This is a genomic window from Streptomyces sp. Go-475 (genome assembly GCF_003330845.1).
Taxonomy (GTDB): Bacteria; Actinomycetota; Actinomycetes; order Streptomycetales; family Streptomycetaceae; genus Streptomyces.
Genome location: NZ_CP026121.1, coordinates 7,714,492 through 7,731,862, shown reverse-complemented (window position 1 = coordinate 7,731,862; position 17,371 = coordinate 7,714,492). Strand labels below are relative to the sequence as shown.

Below are 17,371 nucleotides of genomic sequence, written 5' to 3'. Positions count from 1 at the left end.
CCCGTATGTTTACGACGTATACGTACAGATTCCTCCGGTTGCTGCGTAGAGTCAACAGCAGCACGACCACCGTTCGGGCAGACCTGCTGGAGGCAACGCATGGCCGAAGAAGAGGCCGGGGTACGGCGGACGGGGAGCGGCCCGGCGCGCCGGGCGAGCGACCGCGGGCGCTACGGCCGGCTGAGCCGGGAGCGCGTGCTGGCCAGCGCCCTGGAACTGGTGGACCGGGAGGGACTGGGCGCGCTGAGCATGCGCCGTCTGGGCGCCGAGCTCGGCGTGGAGGCGATGGCGCTCTACCGGTACGCGGCGAGCAAGGACGCCCTCCTGGACGGCCTGGTCGAGGCCCTGTACCTCAAACTGGAGGAACGGCTGAGCATCGAGCCGCCGGCCCGGGCCACCGCCGAGGCGCCGGCGTGGCGCACCCAGCTCCACCGCATCGCGCGAGCCACCTACGAGGTGTGCCTCGCCCACCCGCAGGCGGTGCCGCTCCTCTCCACGCGCATGCTGGCGGTACCGCTGGCGCGGCGCCCCTCCGCCGTCCTCAGGGACCATGAACGCGTGCTCACCCTGCTGAAGGAGGCCGGTTTCGACGAGGCCACCGCCTCTTCCGTCTTCCGCTCCTTCACCGCCTGGCTGCTCGGCTACATCTCCGTGGAGCTGCGCCCCATGGTGGACAACCCTGATGAACCGGACCCCGCCTTCCGTCTCGGTCTGCACCGCCTGTCACCTCAGGAGCTGCCCACGCTCCGGGCGACCGCCACCTCGCTCGTCGAACAGGGCGGCCCCGAGGACCTGATGGCCGGGCTGGACGCACTGCTCGACCGGTTCGCCCGGAAGTGAAGTAGCGGCACAGTATGCGGGGACAATTCCCGTACCGTCTCCGCCATTTCAAGGTCTGAGCGGCCACCTGTCGCGGGTTACGCCCACTGACGGGTAATGATCATTAGTGGCTCACCTGAGGGGCCAGTTTCCGGCACAAGGGTCTGTGGATTCAGCGGGGGTACAATGCGGCGAGTGGCGTCGGCCGCTGAATTATTCACACGGAGTTTCCGGATTCATTCTGATCACAGAGGTCGCCAGTGAAAATTTTCAAGAATTCCCGCCCCATGACCCGCAGATCGATGCTGGCACTGACGTCGGTCCCCCTTCTGGCCGCAGTGCGACTCCCCTCCAGCGGCAGCGGCAAGGTTCTCGTCACGGACTACGCCACACCCCAGTTGGCGGCCGACGCCGCCGAAGGAAAGCGCCTTGTCTTTCCGGCGGGGCGCACCTACACGGTCACTTCGCTGTCGATCCCGGCCAACTGCTACGTCGAGGGCAACGGTTCGACCCTGCGCTTCCCGGACAACTCCACTTCGTCAGCCACGCAAAGCGACGAGATACTGAGGGTGAGCGGATCAGGCGTCACGATCGACAACCTCAAGTTCGACGGACGTGCGGCGAACCAGGGAGCCACCTGGTCTCAGTTCCGTCACTGCTTGAGAATCCACGGGAACATAAGCAACGTGACCGTCAAGAACTGCGAGTTCCGGAACATCATCGGCGACGGCGTCTACGTGAACATCGGAAGCTCCGCCAAGAATTGCATGATCGGGCCGAACAACACGTTCTCATCCGATTACTTCAATCGAAACGGTGTTTCGATCATCACGGGCACACACATCGAAGTGCACGGCAATACCTTCACCAAGTGCTCGCGTTCCGGGATGCCCGGCCCCATCGACCTTGAGCCCAACTCGTCCGGCGACACCCTGTCCGACGTGTCCGTTCACCACAACACGATCATCGGCGGATCCACGACCGGCACGGGCACGTTGCCGGGTATCGTGTACAGCGGATTCCAGAACGCGCCGGCCGACAACATCGCCATCCACGACAATGACATCAGTGGCAGCAGATTCACGGACGGCATCCTGATCATCGGAATGAGCGACGGCCCGTTCAACGCCGCGAAGAACCTGAACGTCTACCACAACAACATCCACGACATCGGGAATGCGAACCGGTTCGGGGTCAGCATCAACTACCACATCGGCGCGAATGTGTACGACAACACGTTCAACGGAATGCAGTGGGCCATCTACAACTACAAAGGCGCTCTGGGCACGTCGACCGGTAACACCTTCATCGGTGTGACCAGGCAGATCACCGATGATGAACCAGACTCCATGCAGGTCTGAGGGCGGACCTTGTCTCTCTTCGCGCGCGTAGCCCCTCACGGCCTCCGGCGCAGCATCGCGCTGAACGGTGTGACGGGCCGTTCCAGGCGCTCGCCGTCCACGGTGATGTCGACCGCCTCGTTGAAGAAGGCGAACCGGTCCTTGATCGCGGCCACCGCGGGCAGTGGGTCGGGGTAGCTCCAGACGATGTTGGGCGGTACCTCGCCCCCGCCGCGCCAGGACCAGTACGCGGCGGTTCCCTTGTAGGGGCATCCCGTGCTGTGGTCGGTGGCGTCGAACAGATCCAGGCGGACGTCCTCGCGGGGGACGTAGTAGCGGATCGGCAGGGAGGTCTCGAAGAGCAGGACGGGGGCCCGGGTGTCCGCGACCGTCCGGCCGTCGATCTCGACCTGTACATGGCGGCTGCTGGGCAGTGCGTCCACGCGTTTGTGCGGGTCGCGGGGGTGGATGAAGATCTCTTCCTCTTCCTCGTACCAGTGGTCGAGGCCCGTGTCGGTACGGCGGAACCACTCGAAGGCGATGTGGCCGGCCAGGTCGTCGGCGGGGAAGGTCCAGGCCGCGTTCGGCCGTACGTCTCCACCGGCCCGGAGGTCGTAGAAGATCTGCGAGCCGGTGTGGGTGCCCGTCGGCGGGTGCTGCGCCGGGTGGAGGAGGTCGGTGCGGACGTCCTCGCGGGGGAAGGCGTACTGCGGCACGGGCAGGTGGGGCTCCCAGACGAGCACCGGGTGCCGGCTGTCGACGACGGTGATGTCGCCCTTCCGGCCGCGCACCCAGCGCTCGCTGGGCTCCCACAGGAGGCCTTCGGGGGTGGTTCTGATCGAGCGGGCGGCGGGGTGGGCCGGGTGGGTGGTCATGGCCGGTGCTCCTTCCGGAGGTCCGAATTCCGATGCCCGGGTGACCGACGCTCGGGTGACCGATGCCCGGGTGACCGATGCCCCGGTGACCGATGCCCCGGTGACCGATGCCCGGGTGACCGATGCCCGGGTGACCGATGGCCGGTGACCGATGCCCCGGTGACCGATGCCCGGGTGACCGATGGCCGGATGACCGGTTCCCTCCACGGTCCCACGCTCTCAGTGCGCCGCGTCCAGCCTCGCCCGCTGCTCGGCGGTCAGGTCCAGGTCCACCGCGGCGAGGTTCTCCTCCAGCTGGGCCACCGAGGAGACCCCGGCGAGCGGGATGATCGGCAGCTCGCCGCCGAGCTGCCAGGCGAGTACGACCTGGTTGAGGGTCGCCCCGGTCTCGCGGGCCACCTCGCGCAGCGCCGCCAGCCGGGGCGGGGTGCCGGGGTGGTCGAAGTCCGCGGGCAGCCGTTCCGGGCGGGTGTAGGCCCCCTTCAGCAGGGGTGAGTAGGCGACCAGGGTCAGACCGGGTTCGGCCCTCAGGTAACTCAGGAGGTCGGGGCCGGCGTGGCCGAGGCTGCCGTCCGGGAAGAGGTCCTCGGGCACGTCGGTGCGGGGACGCAGGAGGGTGTGGGCGTACTGGAGCACCTCGTAGCCGGGGAGTCCGGCCGCGGCGGCGAGGGCCCGGGCCCGCTCGACGCGCCAGGTGGCGTGGTTGCTCGCGCCGAGCAGTCCGACAGTGCCCTCGGCGACCAGGGCGGCGAAGCCCTCGACGGTCTCCTGGAGGGGGACCTTGTGGTCCTCGATGTGCGCGTACAGCAGGCCCAGCTTCTCCACGCCGAGCCGCTCGCGGCTGCGTTCGGCGGACTCGCGGAGCACCTTCGCCGACAGGCCCTCCCGGTTGTCAAGGTAGCTGGTGCCGGGGGCCAGTGGGCGGGCGCCGAGTTTGGTGGCGATGACGATCTCGTCGCCGATGCCGCGGCTGCGCCGCCAGCGCCCGAGCAGTTCCTCGCTCTGCCCGCCCTGACCGCCGTCGGTCCAGAAGGCGTAGTTGTCGGACGTGTCGATGAAGGTGCCGCCGGCCTCGACGTAGCGGTCGAGGACGGCGAAGGACGTCTTCTCGTCCGTCACCGAACCGAACAGCATCGCGCCGAGCGCGAGCACGCTCACCTCGCGGCGGGTCCGCGGGTCCGTGCCGATCGTGCGGTACTTCATGGCTGCTCCTCCCGTGCGCACCCCGGTGGCCGGGGGCATGCACGGGAGTCTTCATCTTGAAGAGCACTCCAAGTCAAGGCCGCCGGGCCTCACTTCGCGAACGGTCCCTCCAACGCCGCCCACTGCAGCAGCATGATGGTCTTCGCGTCGGCGATCTCCCCGGTGCGGATCATCTCCAGCGCCCTGCGGAAGGGCAGTTCGAGGATCTCGATGTCCTCGCCCTCCTCGCCCAGGCCGCCCCCCTCGTGGGTGCGGGTCGAGGGGCCGTAGGCGGCGGCGTAGAAGCTGACGCGTTCGGTGACCGAGCCGGGGCTCATGTAGACGTCGAAGACGTGCCGGACCTCGCCGATGGTGTGGCCGGTCTCCTCCACGACCTCGCGCCGGACGGCGATCTCCGGGTGCTCGTCATCGTCGTCGAGGAGCCCGCCCGGTGTCTCCACGAGCATGCCGTCGGGGTGCCCGTTGACGTACACGGGGAAGCGGAACTGGCGGGTGAGCAGCACCGTTTCGCGTTCGGTGTCGTACAGGAGCATGGTCGCCCCGTTGCCGCGGTCGTGCGTCTCGCGTTCCTGGGTGCTCCAGGTGCCGTCGGCGTGCCGGAAGTCGAAGGTCGTGGTGCGTTCGACGTACCAGTGGCTGGACAGGAGTTTCACGTCGCGGACCTTGACGCGGGGGTTGCCGGTGAGGTCCCGGCCGGTGCGGTCGAGTCCGGTGCGGCCCCTGCGGTCGGGGGTGTCGATGCCGGCGGTCATCGGGCACCGGCCGGGCGGGGAGGGAGAAGCGAAGTGGTCATGCCCGCTTCTACCATCCGGGGCGGTCCGTCGCCGTACGTTCCGGGTCCGCCCGGGTGTCCGGGCACGGCGGCGTGGCGCGTCTGCGTCTGCCCGTCGCGCCGTGAGCCGGGGGACAGTGGAGGGGGCCGCACCGGGGTCCTTGCGAGCATGTCTGCACGGCCGCGGTGGTCCGGTTCACCGCACGGGGGAGGACTCATGGAGACAGGCCGGAGCACGCGGCACGCGCTCGTCGTCGGGGCCGGTATCGGCGGGCTGGCCGCCGCGCTCGCCCTCGGCCGCACCGGGTGGCGGGTGACGGTGCTGGAGCGGGCGGCGGCCCTCGGGGAGATCGGCGCGGGCATCCAGCTGAGCCCCAACGGGGTGCGCGTGCTGAGCACCCTGGGCGTGCTGGACCGGCTGCTGCCCACGACGTTCCGTCCCGAGGCGGTCGAGATGCGGCTCGGCCGCTCCGGCCGGCGCGTGTTCCGCGTCGAACTGGCCGAGACGGCCGTACGGCGGTGGGGCGCGCCCTACCTGCACGTCCACCGCGCGGACCTGCTCGACGCCCTCCTCGCCGGGACGGCCGGCAGCGGCCTGGACATCACCCTGCGCACCGGGTCGGCGGTGCGGGGCTACCAGCAGGACCCGGAGCAGGTCACGGCGGTGCTCGACTCGGGGCGTCGGGTCAGCGGCAGCCTGCTCGTCGGGGCGGACGGCATCCACTCGGTGATCCGCGGTCAGCTGCTGGGGGCCGGTGAGCCCCGGTTCACCGGCCACGTCGCCTGGCGGGTCACCGTCCCGATCGAGCGGCTGGGGCGTGACGTGCCCCCGCCCACCGCGTGCCTCTGGGTGGGCGAGCGGCGTCACGCGATCACCTACCGGCTGCGCGGCGGGGCGCTGGCCAATCTCGTGGCGGTGGTGGAGCGCGACGCGTGGCGGGGCGAGTCCTGGACCGAGCGCGGTACCCGGCGGGACGCGCTGGCCGATTTCGAGGGCTGGCACCCCACGGTCACCACCGTCCTCCGGGAGGCGGACGCCCATTACCGCTGGGCGCTGTTCGACCGCGAGCCCCTGGAGGACTGGACCGACGGACGCGTCGCGCTCCTCGGTGACGCCTGCCATCCGATGCTGCCCTACCTGGCCCAGGGTGCCGCCATGGCCATCGAGGACGCGCAGGTCCTGGCCCAGCGACTCGAACGCACTGGCGACGTGCCGCGGGCGCTGCGCTCGTACGCCGCGATCAGGCGACCGCGCACCGCACGCGTCCAGGCCGGTTCGCGCGAGAACGGCCGACGCTTCCACCAGGACGGCCGCTTCGCCCACGTGCCCCTGTGGTTCCTCGGCAAACTGGCTCCCCACGTGTACCACCGTCGACTGGACTGGCTGTACGGGCACCGGGTTCCTTGATCCCTCCGGGCATGGGAAAGGCCCCCGCGGGCTACTGCCCGCGGAGGCCTTTTCCGCACCGTCGGGACGACAGGATTTGAACCTGCGACCCCTTGACCCCCAGTCAAGTGCGCTACCAAGCTGCGCCACGTCCCGGTGCGCGCCATCCGCGGTGAACCGCGTGATCGCGCGAACAGCACTTTACCCCACACCCCCGGCCGCGCCGAAAGCGGCCCGGGCGGGACAATCGGCGTATGGGCAGCACAGGCGAGGAGAACGGCTCGGGCAGTGGGGGCAGCACGAGCGGTGAGGACAGCACGGGACGGCCGGCCGGTGCGCGGGACCGCGACAGCGAGGGGCGGGCGCGCAACGCCCGGCCGCGGGACGGTCTCGGCCGGCCCCTGCCGTACGGCGCGGACGGCGTGCCCCGCCAGCCCGAGGGGGTCGTCCGCACCCCGGAGGAGACCGTCGCGGAGGCGCAGCGGCTGCTGGACCAGGGCAAGCCGTTCCACGCCCACGAGGTCTTCGAGGACGCGTGGAAGTCGGGGCCCGAGGAGGAACGGGAGCTGTGGCGCGGCCTCGCCCAGCTCGCCGTGGGCCTGACGCACGCCGCCCGCGGCAATCTCACGGGCGGGGCGCGGCTGCTGCGGCGGGGTGCGAGCGCGGCCGAGACGTGGGTGTCCGGCTCCGGGCGGGCCGTCCCGCACGGCATCGACGTCGGGACCGTCGCCGAGTGGGCCCGGGAGCTGGCGCGGGAGGTGGAGCGGGACGGCCGCGCCGTGGACGCGGGAGCGCGGGCGCCCCGGCTGCGGGGAGCGGGCGCGGGGGGCTGAGCCAGGGCGCGGGGCACCGAGCCGGAACGCTTAGCCGGCCGCAATCGAGCCGCACAGTGAAGCCCCGCACCCTCACCCACGGACGCGGTGAAACCCCGCCCCCACCCGTACGGCAGACTCGGGGCGTGCGAAAGATTCATGTCATCGGTATCGGCGCGGGCGACCCGGACCAGCTCACCCTCCAGGCGGTCAAGGCACTGCGGAGCACGGACGTGTTCTTCATCCTGGACAAGGGCGAGGTGAAGGCGGATCTCACCGGGCTGCGGCGGGACATGCTCGACACGCACGTTCCACCGGGCACGTACCGGGTCGTCGAGGCGCGCGACCCCGAGCGGGACCGGAGCGCCGGCGGCGCGGCCTACTCCCCCGCCGTCGAGGACTGGCGCAGCGCCCGGGCCGGCATCTACGAGCGGCTGATCGCCGAGGAACTCGGCGAGGAGCAGACCGGCGCGTTCCTGGTGTGGGGGGACCCCTCGCTGTACGACAGCACGCTGGGGATCCTGGAGGAGGTGCTGGAGCGGGGCGCGGTGGCGTTCGAGTACGACGTCGTGCCCGGCATCAGCAGCGTCTCGGCGCTCGTCGCCCGGCACCGGACGGGCCTCAACCGGGTCGCCCGGCCGGTGCAGATCACCACGGGGCGGCGGCTCGCGGAGGGCTTTCCGGAGGGCGTGGACGACGTGGTGGTGATGCTCGACGCCCACCAGGCCTTCCGGCGGTTCGCGCAGGAGGACGTCGACATCTACTGGGGCGCCTACATCGGCACCCCGGACGAGATCCTGGTCTCCGGCCCGATCGCCGAGGCCGCCCCCCGCATCGAGCGGTTGCGGGCCGAGGCCCGCGAGCGCAAGGGCTGGATCATGGACACCTATCTGCTGCGCCGGAACCCCCGCGACTGACGTGACTGGCGGGCTCAGCGCCGGGCACCCGTGCGGACGTTCTGGCATGCGCACGTAGCCCACAGGTGTGAAGGTGACGACGTGACCGTCGTGGAGGAAACCGCCCCGCCCGTCTCCCAGCCGCCGGTGCTGGACACCCGTCGCCGCAACGTCGTCTTCGTGACGATCATGCTCGGGATGCTGCTCGCGGCCCTCGACCAGACCATCGTCGGCACCGCCCTGCCGACCATCGTCTCGGACCTGGGCGGGGCGGACCACATGTCCTGGGTGGTCACCTCGTACCTCCTCGCGGAGACCGTGTCGACCGTGCTGGTCGGCAAGTTCGGCGACCTGTTCGGCCGCAAGGTGGTCTTCCAGGTCTCGGCGGTCGTGTTCATCACGGGCTCGTTCCTGTGCGGTCTGGCCACGAACATGCCGCTGCTGATCGCCTGGCGGGCGATGCAGGGCATCGGCGCGGGCGGGCTGATGGTCACGTCGATGGCGTTGATCGCCGACGTGATCCCGTTGCGCGAGCGCGGCAAGTACCAGGGCGCGATCGGCGCGGTGTTCGGGGTGTCCACGGTCATCGGGCCGCTGCTGGGCGGGCTGTTCACCGACCACCTGACGTGGCGGTGGGCGTTCTACGTCAACGTGCCCATCGCGATCGTCGTGGTGCTGGCGGCGGCCCGGACCATTCCGGTGGTGAAGTCGGCGTCCCGGCCGGTCATCGACTACCTGGGCATCGCGCTCGTCGCGGCCGGGGCCGGCGCGCTGATCCTGGCGACGAGCTGGGGCGGCAACGAGTACGCGTGGGGCTCGGGGGTGATCATCGCGCTGTTCGCGGGCGGTGTGGTCGCGCTCGGCCTGTTCTGCCGGGTGGAGACCCGGGCGCGCGAACCGATGCTGCCGATGCGGCTGTTCGCCAACCCGGTGTTCACGGTCTGCTCGGTGCTGAGCTTCATCGTCGGCTTCGCGATGCTGGGCGCGCTGACGTACCTGCCGACGTATCTGCAGTACGTCGACGGCGACTCGGCCACGATCTCCGGGGTGCGGACCCTGCCGATGGTGGCGGGGCTGCTCATCGCGTCGGTGTTCAGCGGCACGGTGGTCAGCAGGACCGGCCGGTACCGGCTCTTCCCGATCGTCGGCTCGCTGGTGATGGGCCTCGGCCTGTACCTGATGTCCCTCATGGGGCCGGGCACCGGGTCGGGGCTGGAGTCCCTCTACATGTTCGTGCTGGGCACCGGCATCGGGCTGAGCATGCAGGTGCTGACGATCGCGGTGCAGAACACCGTCGACTACGCCGACCTGGGCACGGCGACCTCCGGGGTCACCTTCTTCCGCACGCTGGGCAGTTCGTTCGGCACGGCCGTGTTCGGCACGATCTACACCAACGCGCTGACGCCCAACCTGCGGGAGGGGGTGGGGCAGGCGGCGCGGTCCGGTGGCCTGGAGCCGGGCACCGTCGCGACCGCGGCGACCAGCCCGGACGGTGTGCACGGACTGCCGCCGGCGGTGGCCGCCCCGATCGTCGACGCCTACGCCGACACCCTCCGGACCGTCTTCCTGTGGACGGTGCCCGTCGCCGCGCTGGGCTTCCTCGTCGCCCTGTTCCTCAAGCAGGTCCGGCTGCGCGACACCGCCCGGACCGGGTCGACCGACCTGGGTGAGGGGTTCGCCTCGCCCCACGGCCCGGACTCCCAGCGGGTGCTGGAGGCCGCCGTCGGAAAGATCATCGGCAGCACGGACCTGGACACCACCCGCCGGATCGTCCTGGAGTCCGACACCCGGCTCGATGTGGCCGGGGCGTGGGCGGTGATGCAGGTCGAACTGTTCACGCGGCTGGTCGGCCACGCCAGCCTGGGGCTGATCGCCGCCCGGCGCAGGATGCCGCCCGAGGTGCTGCTGCCCGTCTTCGAGCGGATGGTCGACGAGGGGTTCCTCAGCCGCGACGGCTCCCTCCTCTCGCACACGGAGGCGGGTGCCCGCGAGGCGGCCGTCATCAGCCGGGCCTGGGCCGCCTGGCTGGAGGACCGGCTCGGGCAGGACATCGGCCGCCCCTCGGACAGCGACCTGCGCGTGGCGGTCGACGCGATCGCGAAGCGGCTCCTGGTGGAGGACCTGAGCCACGGGCTGCCGACCAGGCCGACGAGGGTCCTGGCGACCAGCACGGTGTGAGGGGACTCCCTCCTCCTGGGCCGGCCCCAGCGGCCCAGGCCGTGTTTCAACGAGCTGACCTTGCAGAGGGAACCGCCGGGCGGAGCGCCGAACCTGGACCGTGGACCGGGCGGGTCGCGAGGCGGGTTCACTTCCGCAACCGCAGGCACCGCGGCCGTGGCCCTCAGTCTGCCGTCGTGCGGATGCCGCGGCGGGAAAGGCGCGGGGCGGTGTGGATGGGGTTGCACGTTCCGTAGCGGCATGTGGTCCGGTGGACTCACGTCCGGGTCCCTCGAGGAAAGGTCCTTGCTCATGCATTCGCCGTTCACGCCACCTCCCCGGGTCAAGATCGGTGACGCGGCGGCCTTCGCCGGCACCACGCCGCGGGCGATTCGCCATTACCACGAGATCGGCCTGCTCCCCGAGCCTGAGCGGGGCGGCGATGACCGCCGCCGCTACGGGTACGAGGACATGATCCGCCTGCTGTGGATTCGCAAGATGGCCGACGCCGGGATCGCGCTGGACGACATCCGAGACGCCTTCACCACTCGCACGGCTTCCGCCGGTGCGGACAGCGGAGACGGTTTCGCGGGCATCCTGGAGCGGCTGGAGGAAACCCTCGCCGAGCAGGAGGCGGAATTGCGGCGGCAGCGGACCGCCGTGCAGCGGATGCGCACCGAAGGCAGCCGGATGGGCCTGCTCTCCGGCTTCGTCACCGAACGCCTCAAGAGCCTGCCTGAGGGCTCCCTGCGTCAGGCGGACCTGGACAGTCTGCTGGTCACCGAGCGGATCTTCGGCCCGCTCGGCGCGGCCGTCCAGGCCACCCGCTTCGTCGTCCTGGCCACGCATCCCACTCTGCGGGAGGATTCCGACCGCATCGATGACGCCGAGGAGGAACTCGATGACAGCGTCGCCGTGGATGATCCACGGGTGGCTCAGGTGGCCGTCGAGCGGCACGCCTTCGAAAGCGCCCTGCAGGCCGTCATCGAGGAGTCCGGCCTGGGGAAGGACGAGGATGCCCTCTTCGACGCCTGGGACGCTTTGCACCCTGCCGCCGCCGACGACGACGAGGACGAGGCCGGTCTCAGCTCTGGCAGGGGGAAGGCTGACTCGATGAGCGTGTTCGAAGCCACCGGCAAGATGCCCTACGACTTCTCCCCGGCCCGCCTGCGCTGTATGGAACTGGCCGAGGAACTGTCCGCCCAAGAGCCGCCCGCGACCTGAAACACGGTCTGGGCCGGCCCCAGCCGCTCCAGGACCCCCGCTACGTCGGGCACGGCCGTCACGCCGTCCGGCAGCGGGGGCCGCCGTACGACCACGACGGGCAGGCCGAGGTCCCGCGCCGCCGTGAGTTTGGCCGCCGTGGCCTCTCCCCCGCTGTCCTTGGTCACCAGGACGTCGACGCGGTGCTCGCGCAGCAGGGCCGTCTCGCCGGGGACGGTGAACGGGCCGCGGGCCAGGATCACGTGGAGGTCCGGCGGCATGGGCGGCTCTGGCGGGTCCACCGACCGTGCGACGAAGTGGAGGTCCGTCAGGTGCGCGAAGGCGGCCAGGCCGAGGCGTCCGGTGGTGAGCAGGACCCGGCGCCCGAGCCGGGGCAGCAGGTCCGCCGCCGCCTCCAGTGAGGGGACCGGGTGCCAGAGGTCCCCGGGGCCCGGCCGCCACCCGGGGCGGCGGAGCACCACCGCCGGCACACCGGTCGCGGCCGCGGCCCGTGCCGCGTTGGCCGTGATCGACTCGGCGAAGGGGTGCGTGGCGTCGACGAGCACGCTCACGCCCTCCTCGCGCAGCCACCGGGCCAACCCCTCGGCCCCGCCGAACCCCCCGACGCGCACCTCCCCGTCGAGCGCCCCGGGCTTCGCCACGCGCCCCGCGAGGGACGTCGTGACGCGGACGCCGGGGCGGGCGGACAGCGCGGCGGCCAGGGCGCGGGCCTCGGTCGTGCCGCCGAGGATCAGGACGTGACAGGACACGGCGTCGAGCGTACGAGGTCCCGGACGGGGGGCACCGGGACGGGTACGGAACGCGGGTGGGGGCCACCCGCGGGGACGGACCCCTGCGGCGGGCACTGGGACCGGTGCGGGTCCCCGGCGGGGGCCACCCGGCGGGCACAGCACGGACCTCCACGGCGGACACCGGGACCCCCGCGGTGGGGACGCCCGGCGGGCACACACCCCTGCGGCGAGGCCCCCCGCGAGGACGGACCCCCACGGCAGACACCGCGGGTGCCGATCACCGGTGGGGACCACCCGACGCGGAGACCCGCAACACGACAGACACCGGAACGGATGCGGACCACCGGCACCGACAGCCGGCCGTCGCTATCGTCCTGGCATGGAGTCCGTGCGTGCCGTGCTCGTCGACATCGACGGGGTGCTCACCGTCTCGTGGCGGCCGTTGCCGGGGGCCGTCGAGGCGTTGCGGGAGGTCCGGGAGGCCGGTCTCGCCGTGCTGCTGGTCACGAACACGACGTCCCGGACCAGGGCGTCGATCGCCGGGACGCTGGCGGACGCGGGGTTCCCGGTCTCCGCGGAGGACATCCTGACCGCGCCCGCCGCCACCGCCGCGTATCTCGCCGAGCACTGTCCCGGCGCCCGGTGCGCGCTGCTGAACAGCGGCGACATCGCGGAGGACCTGGAGGGGGTGACCGTCGTCGACCCGGCGGACACCGGCGCGGTGCCGGATGTGGTGCTGGTCGGCGGGGCCGGTCCCGAGTTCGGGTACGAGGCGCTCGACCGGGCCTTCGGGCAACTGCGGCGCGGAGCCCGGCTGGTGGCCATGCACCGCAACCTGTACTGGCGTACGGACGAGGGATTGCGGCTGGACTCCGGCGCGTTCCTGGCCGGGCTGGAGAAGGCCGCCCGGGTGGAGGCCGAGATCACCGGCAAGCCGGCCCGGGCGTTCTTCGAGGCGGCGCTGGCCCGGCTCGGCGTCGGTGCGGGCGAGGCCGTGATGGTGGGGGACGACGTCGAGTCGGACGTGCTGGCGGCCCAGCGGGCGGGGATCGCCGGGGTCCTCGTGCGGACCGGGAAGTTCCAGCGGGAGACGCTCCGGGCCGCCGACGGCACGCCCGACCACGTGATCGACTCCTTCGCGGACCTTCCGGCGCTGCTGCGGGGCTCAGCGCAGCAGTAGTTGCAGACCGCCGACGACCGTCGCCGCGATGACCAGCTGTTCGAACAACCGCTGGTTGATCTTGTGCACGGCCCACTTGCCGAACAGCGCGCCGGGCACGACGAACAGCACGAGCGCCAGGTCGAGCAGGAGCGAACGGCCGTCGATGAGGCCGAGACCGGCGCTGAAGGGCAGCTTGGAGACGTTGACGATGAGGAAGAAGAAGGCGGAGGTGCCGAGGAAGCCGAGCTTGCGGAAGCCCGCCGAGAGCAGGTACATCGACATCACCGGACCGCCGGCGTTGGCGACCATGGTGGTGAAGCCGCCGAGGACGCCGTAGGAGCGGGCCTTGAGGCGGCCCGACCGGGTGGTGACCGACTCCGGCTCCTCCTCCGTGTCCGCCGTACGCCTGCGGTACACCGTCACGGCCGCCATCAGCAGCAGGATCGCGCCGATGGAGGTGCGGACGATCGCGTCGTCCGCCCACATCAGGAACACCGTGCCGACGACGACACCCGCGGCGACCGCCGGGAACAGCCGCCACAGCGTGGGCCAGTGCGCGTGCCGCCGGTAGGTGGCGACGGCGAGCAGGTCCCCGGCGATCAGGACCGGGAGCAGCACGCCGGTGGAGGCGCGGGCGGGCAGCACCGCGGCGAAGATGGCGAGGCTGACCGTGTTGGCCCCGCTCACGGCGGTCTTGGAGAAGCCGACGAGCAGGGCCGCGAAGGCCAGGGCGGCGAACTCCCAGCCGGTGATGTGCCAGAGCGTCATGGTGTTCATGCGAACACTGATGCTATGTGCAACGAACCGCCGGGGTAAGCGCCGTCTCGCCTGATGAGCCCGCCGCGGCTCGGCTAGTGCCGTTCGACCAGCACCGCGCTGCCCTGCCCGACGCCCACGCACATCGTCGCGAGACCCCGCTCCGCCCCGGTGCGCCGCATGCGATGGAGCAGGGTCGTCAGGATGCGGGCGCCCGAGCAGCCCAGGGGGTGGCCGAGGGCGATGGCGCCGCCGCTCGGGTTGACCAGGTCGGGGTCGATGCCGAGCTGGTCGACGCAGGCCAGCGCCTGGGCGGCGAACGCCTCGTTGAACTCGGCCTCCTCGACGTCGCCAACGCTCCAGCCGGCCCGGGTCAGGGCCTTGCGGGTGGCGGGGACCGGGCCGATGCCCATGACGTCGGGGTGGACGCCGGCGGAGGCTCCGGCGACGTAGCGGCCGAGGGACTCCAGGCCCAGGTCGTTCAGGGCCTCCTCGCTGACCAGGAGCAGTCCGGCGGCGCCGTCGTTCATCGGGGAGGCGTTGCCCGCGGTGACCGTGCCGCCCTGCCGGAAGACCGGCTTCAGCCGGGAGAGCTTCTCGTAGGAGGTGTCCTCGCGGACGCACTCGTCGGTGTCGACGACCACGCCGTCGGGGCGTTCCACGGGCAGGAGTTCGTCGTCGAAGTGGCCGTTCTTGCGGGCCTCGGCGGCGCGCTGGTGGCTGCGCAGGGCGAACTCGTCCTGGCGTTCGCGCGGGATGCCGTACCGGGTGGCGACCTCCTCGGCGGTCTCGCCCATGGACAGCAGGCCGTGCAGATCCTTCATCACCGGGTTGACCAGGCGCCAGCCCAGGCGGGTGTCGACGGTCTCGACGCGGTGCGGCAGGGCCTCGTCGGGGCGGGCCAGGACGAAGGGGGCGCGGCTCATCGACTCGGAGCCGCCCGCGATCACGATGTCGGCCTCGCCGGCGGCGATGGCGCGGGCGGCCGTGGTCACGGCCTCCAGGCCGGAGGCGCAGAGGCGGTTGACCGTGGCGCCGGGGACGGACTCGGGGAGGCCGGCGAGCAGCGCGGCCATGCGGGCGACGTTGCGGTTGTCCTCGCCGGCCTGGTTGGCGGCGCCCCAGTAGACGTCGTCGACCCGGGCCGGGTCGAGCGCGGGCACGTCGGCGACCAGGGCGCGGACGACGGTCGCGGCGAGGTCGTCGGGCCGTACCGAGGAGAGGGACCCCCGCAGCTTGCCGATGGGGGTGCGGCGGGCGGACGCGAAGTGGACGGGACGCACGAGAGGACTCCTCACACCACCGATTAATTAGCACCGCTAGTTTCGGACTATAGACCCCCGGCCGGGCCCCTGGGAAGATTTCCCGGCTTCCAGTGTCTCGGGAAGGCGATATCGCAGGCCGGGACGACCGGTCTCCCTCATTCCGCATCGGGTTTGCACCAGTGGGCCCGGGGCACCCGCGCGGTCATGGAGTGGTTGCGGAGCGCCGCCTGCGTGGACGAGGACCCCGAGCTGTTCTTTCCCGTGGGCACCGCGGGCCCCGCTCTGCGGGACGTCACCGCCGCCAAGCGGATCTGCGCGCGCTGTCCGGTGACCGACGACTGCCTGAGCTTCGCGCTGAGCAGCGGACAGGCCTCGGGCGTGTGGGGCGGCACCTGCGAGGAGGAGCGCGACGCACTGCTCAGGACCACGAGGAACGACGCGAGAAGGAGAAGCGCCCTATGACGGCTGTCAGGAGCACACTGCCCGACGAGGCCCGCCGGGTCTCCTGCGAGGCACTCCAGGACACCCTGGTGGATCTGCTCGGACTCTCGCTGATCGGGAAGCAGGCGCACTGGAACATCGTCGGACCGCGGTTCCGGTCCATCCACCTCCAGCTCGACGAGGTGGTCTCGGCCGCGCGGAACTTCGCCGACACGGTGGCGGAGCGGTCCGCGGCGCTCGGCGTCCCGCCGGACGGCCGGCCGGAGACCATCGCGAAGGCCTTCACGCTGCCCGCCCCGAAGGAGGGCTGGGTGCGCGACTCGGACGCCGTGCAGGTGATGGTGGAGTCGCTGCAGGACGCGATCGCCCGGCTGCGCGAGCGCATCGACGCGACCGAGAAGGCCGACCTGGTCACCCAGGACCTGCTGATCGGCATCACCGCCGAGCTGGAGAAGCAGCGGTGGATGTTCGACGCGGAGAACTTCCCCCGCGAAGGCTGACCGGCGCGCACGTACGTACGGAAGGGGCACCCCATGACCGACGCCCTGGAACTGGACGCGCTGTGGGAGGACTTCCACCGCGTCGTGAACATGACCTCGCAGGAACTCGCCGCCTGGCTGCGGACGCGTGACGCCGACGAGGAGGCGGAGCCGCTGCCCGAGGAGGCGGGTACCGAGACCGGGAAGCACGTCCTGGCGATCCTCCAGAAGCGGCGCACCGACCTGACCGAGGACGACCTGCGGGTGATGCGGAACGTGGTGGACAGGGTCACCTCGCAGGTGGATCTGGAGAACGAGCCGATCCCCGAGGTGACGGCCGAGGACACGCGCCGCCGGCACCGGCTGATGACCGTCGGCCACGATCCGCTGAAGGCGTAGCCCGTGAGCCGGCAGGAGCGCGTCGTACGCGAACTCGTCGGCGCGCACGGCCGGACGTACGCCGACGAGGCGGGCATCCGGCTGAAGGACACACCGCAGCCCCTGTACCGGCTGCTGGTGCTGTCCCACCTGCTCAGCGCCCGCATCCGCGGATCGATCGCGCTGGCCACCGCCCGTGCCCTGCACGAGGCGGGGCTGCGCGATCCGCGCCGGATGGCCGAGGCGGACTGGCAGGAGCGGGTGGACGCGCTCGGCCGGGGCGGCTACCGGCGCTATGACGAGCGCACCGCCACGCAACTCGGTGACGCCGCTGAGCTGTTGAACGAGCGGTGGGGCGGCGACCTGCGGCGGCTGCGCCGGGAGGCGGACGGCACGGTGCCCGAACTGCGCCGCCTGCTCCAGGAGTTCCCCGGTATGGGACCGGCGGGTGCCGACATCTTCCTGCGCGAGGCGCAGGGCGTCTGGCCGGAGGTCGCGCCTCGTCTGGACGCCAAGGCCCTGCAGGGCGCCGAGCGGCTGGAGCTGCCGAAGGAGCCGCAGCGCCTCGTCGAGGCGGCCGGCCGGACCGACCCGGCCGTGCTCGCCGCCGCGCTGGTACGGGCGGCGGTGGACAAGGAAGTCGTGGCGGACACACTGCGGCGCGCCGGGTGACG

The 17,371-nt window shown here is 71.6% G+C and carries 18 protein-coding genes and 1 tRNA gene; 12 read left to right on the top strand and 7 right to left on the bottom strand.

Annotated features, from left to right (window positions below; all coding sequences use genetic code 11):
* The first annotated feature begins 99 nt into the window (after positions 1-99).
* Together C1703_RS35100 and C1703_RS35095 are read left to right on the top strand one after the other, a co-directional pair.
* Positions 100-840, top strand: coding sequence for a TetR/AcrR family transcriptional regulator (locus C1703_RS35100; RefSeq protein WP_114256622.1), 741 nt, complete (start codon positions 100-102; stop codon positions 838-840).
* A gap of 266 nt (positions 841-1,106) precedes the next feature.
* Positions 1,107-2,180 (top strand): hypothetical protein, encoded by a 1,074-nt coding sequence (locus tag C1703_RS35095; RefSeq protein ID WP_114256621.1) that lies wholly within the window; start codon positions 1,107-1,109, stop codon positions 2,178-2,180.
* Between the two features lie 35 nt (positions 2,181-2,215).
* Here C1703_RS35095 and C1703_RS35090 read toward each other — a convergent pair whose 3' ends face one another.
* From C1703_RS35090 to C1703_RS35075, 3 genes are all read right to left on the bottom strand, one after another.
* Positions 2,216-3,034 carry a DUF427 domain-containing protein gene (locus C1703_RS35090; RefSeq protein WP_114256620.1) on the bottom strand — a complete coding sequence of 273 codons (819 nt, stop codon included), beginning with the start codon at positions 3,032-3,034 and terminating at the stop codon, positions 2,216-2,218.
* Between the two features lie 219 nt (positions 3,035-3,253).
* Complete coding sequence (locus tag C1703_RS35080) at positions 3,254-4,237, bottom strand: aldo/keto reductase (protein ID WP_114256619.1); 984 nt, start codon at positions 4,235-4,237, stop codon at positions 3,254-3,256.
* An 89-nt stretch (positions 4,238-4,326) separates the two neighbouring features.
* Positions 4,327-4,989, bottom strand: a complete 663-nt coding sequence (locus C1703_RS35075; protein WP_114256618.1) for an NUDIX domain-containing protein — start codon at positions 4,987-4,989, stop codon at positions 4,327-4,329.
* A 237-nt stretch (positions 4,990-5,226) separates the two neighbouring features.
* Between C1703_RS35075 and C1703_RS35070 the strand changes: the two genes are divergently transcribed.
* Positions 5,227-6,417, top strand: coding sequence for an FAD-dependent monooxygenase (locus tag C1703_RS35070; RefSeq protein ID WP_114256617.1), 1,191 nt, complete (start codon positions 5,227-5,229; stop codon positions 6,415-6,417).
* Positions 6,418-6,478: 61 nt separating this feature from the next.
* Here C1703_RS35070 and C1703_RS35065 read toward each other — a convergent pair.
* Positions 6,479-6,552 (bottom strand) — tRNA-Pro (locus tag C1703_RS35065).
* A gap of 98 nt (positions 6,553-6,650) precedes the next feature.
* On the opposite strand from C1703_RS35065, the gene C1703_RS35060 reads away from it, so the two are divergent.
* From C1703_RS35060 to C1703_RS35045, 4 genes are all read left to right on the top strand, one after another.
* Positions 6,651-7,229, top strand: coding sequence for a DUF309 domain-containing protein (locus tag C1703_RS35060; protein ID WP_114256616.1), 579 nt, complete (start codon positions 6,651-6,653; stop codon positions 7,227-7,229).
* Positions 7,230-7,354: 125 nt separating this feature from the next.
* Positions 7,355-8,125 carry a precorrin-6A synthase (deacetylating) gene (gene cobF / locus C1703_RS35055; protein WP_114256615.1) on the top strand — a complete coding sequence of 257 codons (771 nt, stop codon included), beginning with the start codon at positions 7,355-7,357 and terminating at the stop codon, positions 8,123-8,125.
* A gap of 81 nt (positions 8,126-8,206) precedes the next feature.
* Positions 8,207-10,282, top strand: a complete 2,076-nt coding sequence (locus tag C1703_RS35050; protein ID WP_114256614.1) for an MDR family MFS transporter — start codon at positions 8,207-8,209, stop codon at positions 10,280-10,282.
* Between the two features lie 291 nt (positions 10,283-10,573).
* Positions 10,574-11,485, top strand: a complete 912-nt coding sequence (locus C1703_RS35045) for a MerR family transcriptional regulator (protein ID WP_114256613.1) — start codon at positions 10,574-10,576, stop codon at positions 11,483-11,485.
* Here the strand turns inward: C1703_RS35045 and C1703_RS35040 are convergent.
* Positions 11,407-12,234 carry a cobalt-precorrin-6A reductase gene (locus C1703_RS35040; RefSeq protein ID WP_114256612.1) on the bottom strand — a complete coding sequence of 276 codons (828 nt, stop codon included), beginning with the start codon at positions 12,232-12,234 and terminating at the stop codon, positions 11,407-11,409. The genes C1703_RS35045 and C1703_RS35040 overlap by 79 nt on opposite strands.
* A 361-nt stretch (positions 12,235-12,595) precedes the next feature.
* On the opposite strand from C1703_RS35040, the gene C1703_RS35035 reads away from it, so the two are divergent.
* The gene (locus C1703_RS35035; protein WP_114256611.1) at positions 12,596-13,396 is read left to right on the top strand and encodes an HAD-IIA family hydrolase; all 801 of its coding nucleotides are present in this window, start codon (positions 12,596-12,598) and stop codon (positions 13,394-13,396) included.
* Here C1703_RS35035 and C1703_RS35030 read toward each other — a convergent pair.
* Positions 13,382-14,155, bottom strand: coding sequence for a sulfite exporter TauE/SafE family protein (locus C1703_RS35030; protein ID WP_114256610.1), 774 nt, complete (start codon positions 14,153-14,155; stop codon positions 13,382-13,384). The genes C1703_RS35035 and C1703_RS35030 overlap by 15 nt on opposite strands.
* A gap of 74 nt (positions 14,156-14,229) precedes the next feature.
* On the bottom strand, positions 14,230-15,417 hold the full coding sequence (locus C1703_RS35025) for a thiolase family protein (protein WP_114256609.1): 1,188 nt from the start codon (positions 15,415-15,417) through the stop codon (positions 14,230-14,232).
* Between the two features lie 186 nt (positions 15,418-15,603).
* Between C1703_RS35025 and C1703_RS35020 the strand changes: the two genes are divergently transcribed.
* The 4 genes from C1703_RS35020 to C1703_RS35005 are packed head-to-tail and all read left to right on the top strand — an operon-like array spanning position 15,604 to position 17,369.
* Positions 15,604-15,861, top strand: coding sequence for a WhiB family transcriptional regulator (locus C1703_RS35020; RefSeq protein WP_114257742.1), 258 nt, complete (start codon positions 15,604-15,606; stop codon positions 15,859-15,861).
* Positions 15,858-16,340: a DNA starvation/stationary phase protection protein gene (locus C1703_RS35015; protein WP_031112804.1), complete on the top strand. Its 483-nt coding sequence runs from the start codon at positions 15,858-15,860 to the stop codon at positions 16,338-16,340. Before C1703_RS35020 ends, C1703_RS35015 begins: the two co-directional genes overlap by 4 nt.
* Before the next feature lie 33 nt (positions 16,341-16,373).
* The gene (locus tag C1703_RS35010) at positions 16,374-16,718 is read left to right on the top strand and encodes a DUF3140 domain-containing protein (RefSeq protein ID WP_031112803.1); all 345 of its coding nucleotides are present in this window, start codon (positions 16,374-16,376) and stop codon (positions 16,716-16,718) included.
* 3 nt (positions 16,719-16,721) lie between these two features.
* Positions 16,722-17,369 carry an endonuclease gene (locus tag C1703_RS35005; RefSeq protein ID WP_114256608.1) on the top strand — a complete coding sequence of 216 codons (648 nt, stop codon included), beginning with the start codon at positions 16,722-16,724 and terminating at the stop codon, positions 17,367-17,369.
* Positions 17,370-17,371 lie beyond the last annotated feature (2 nt).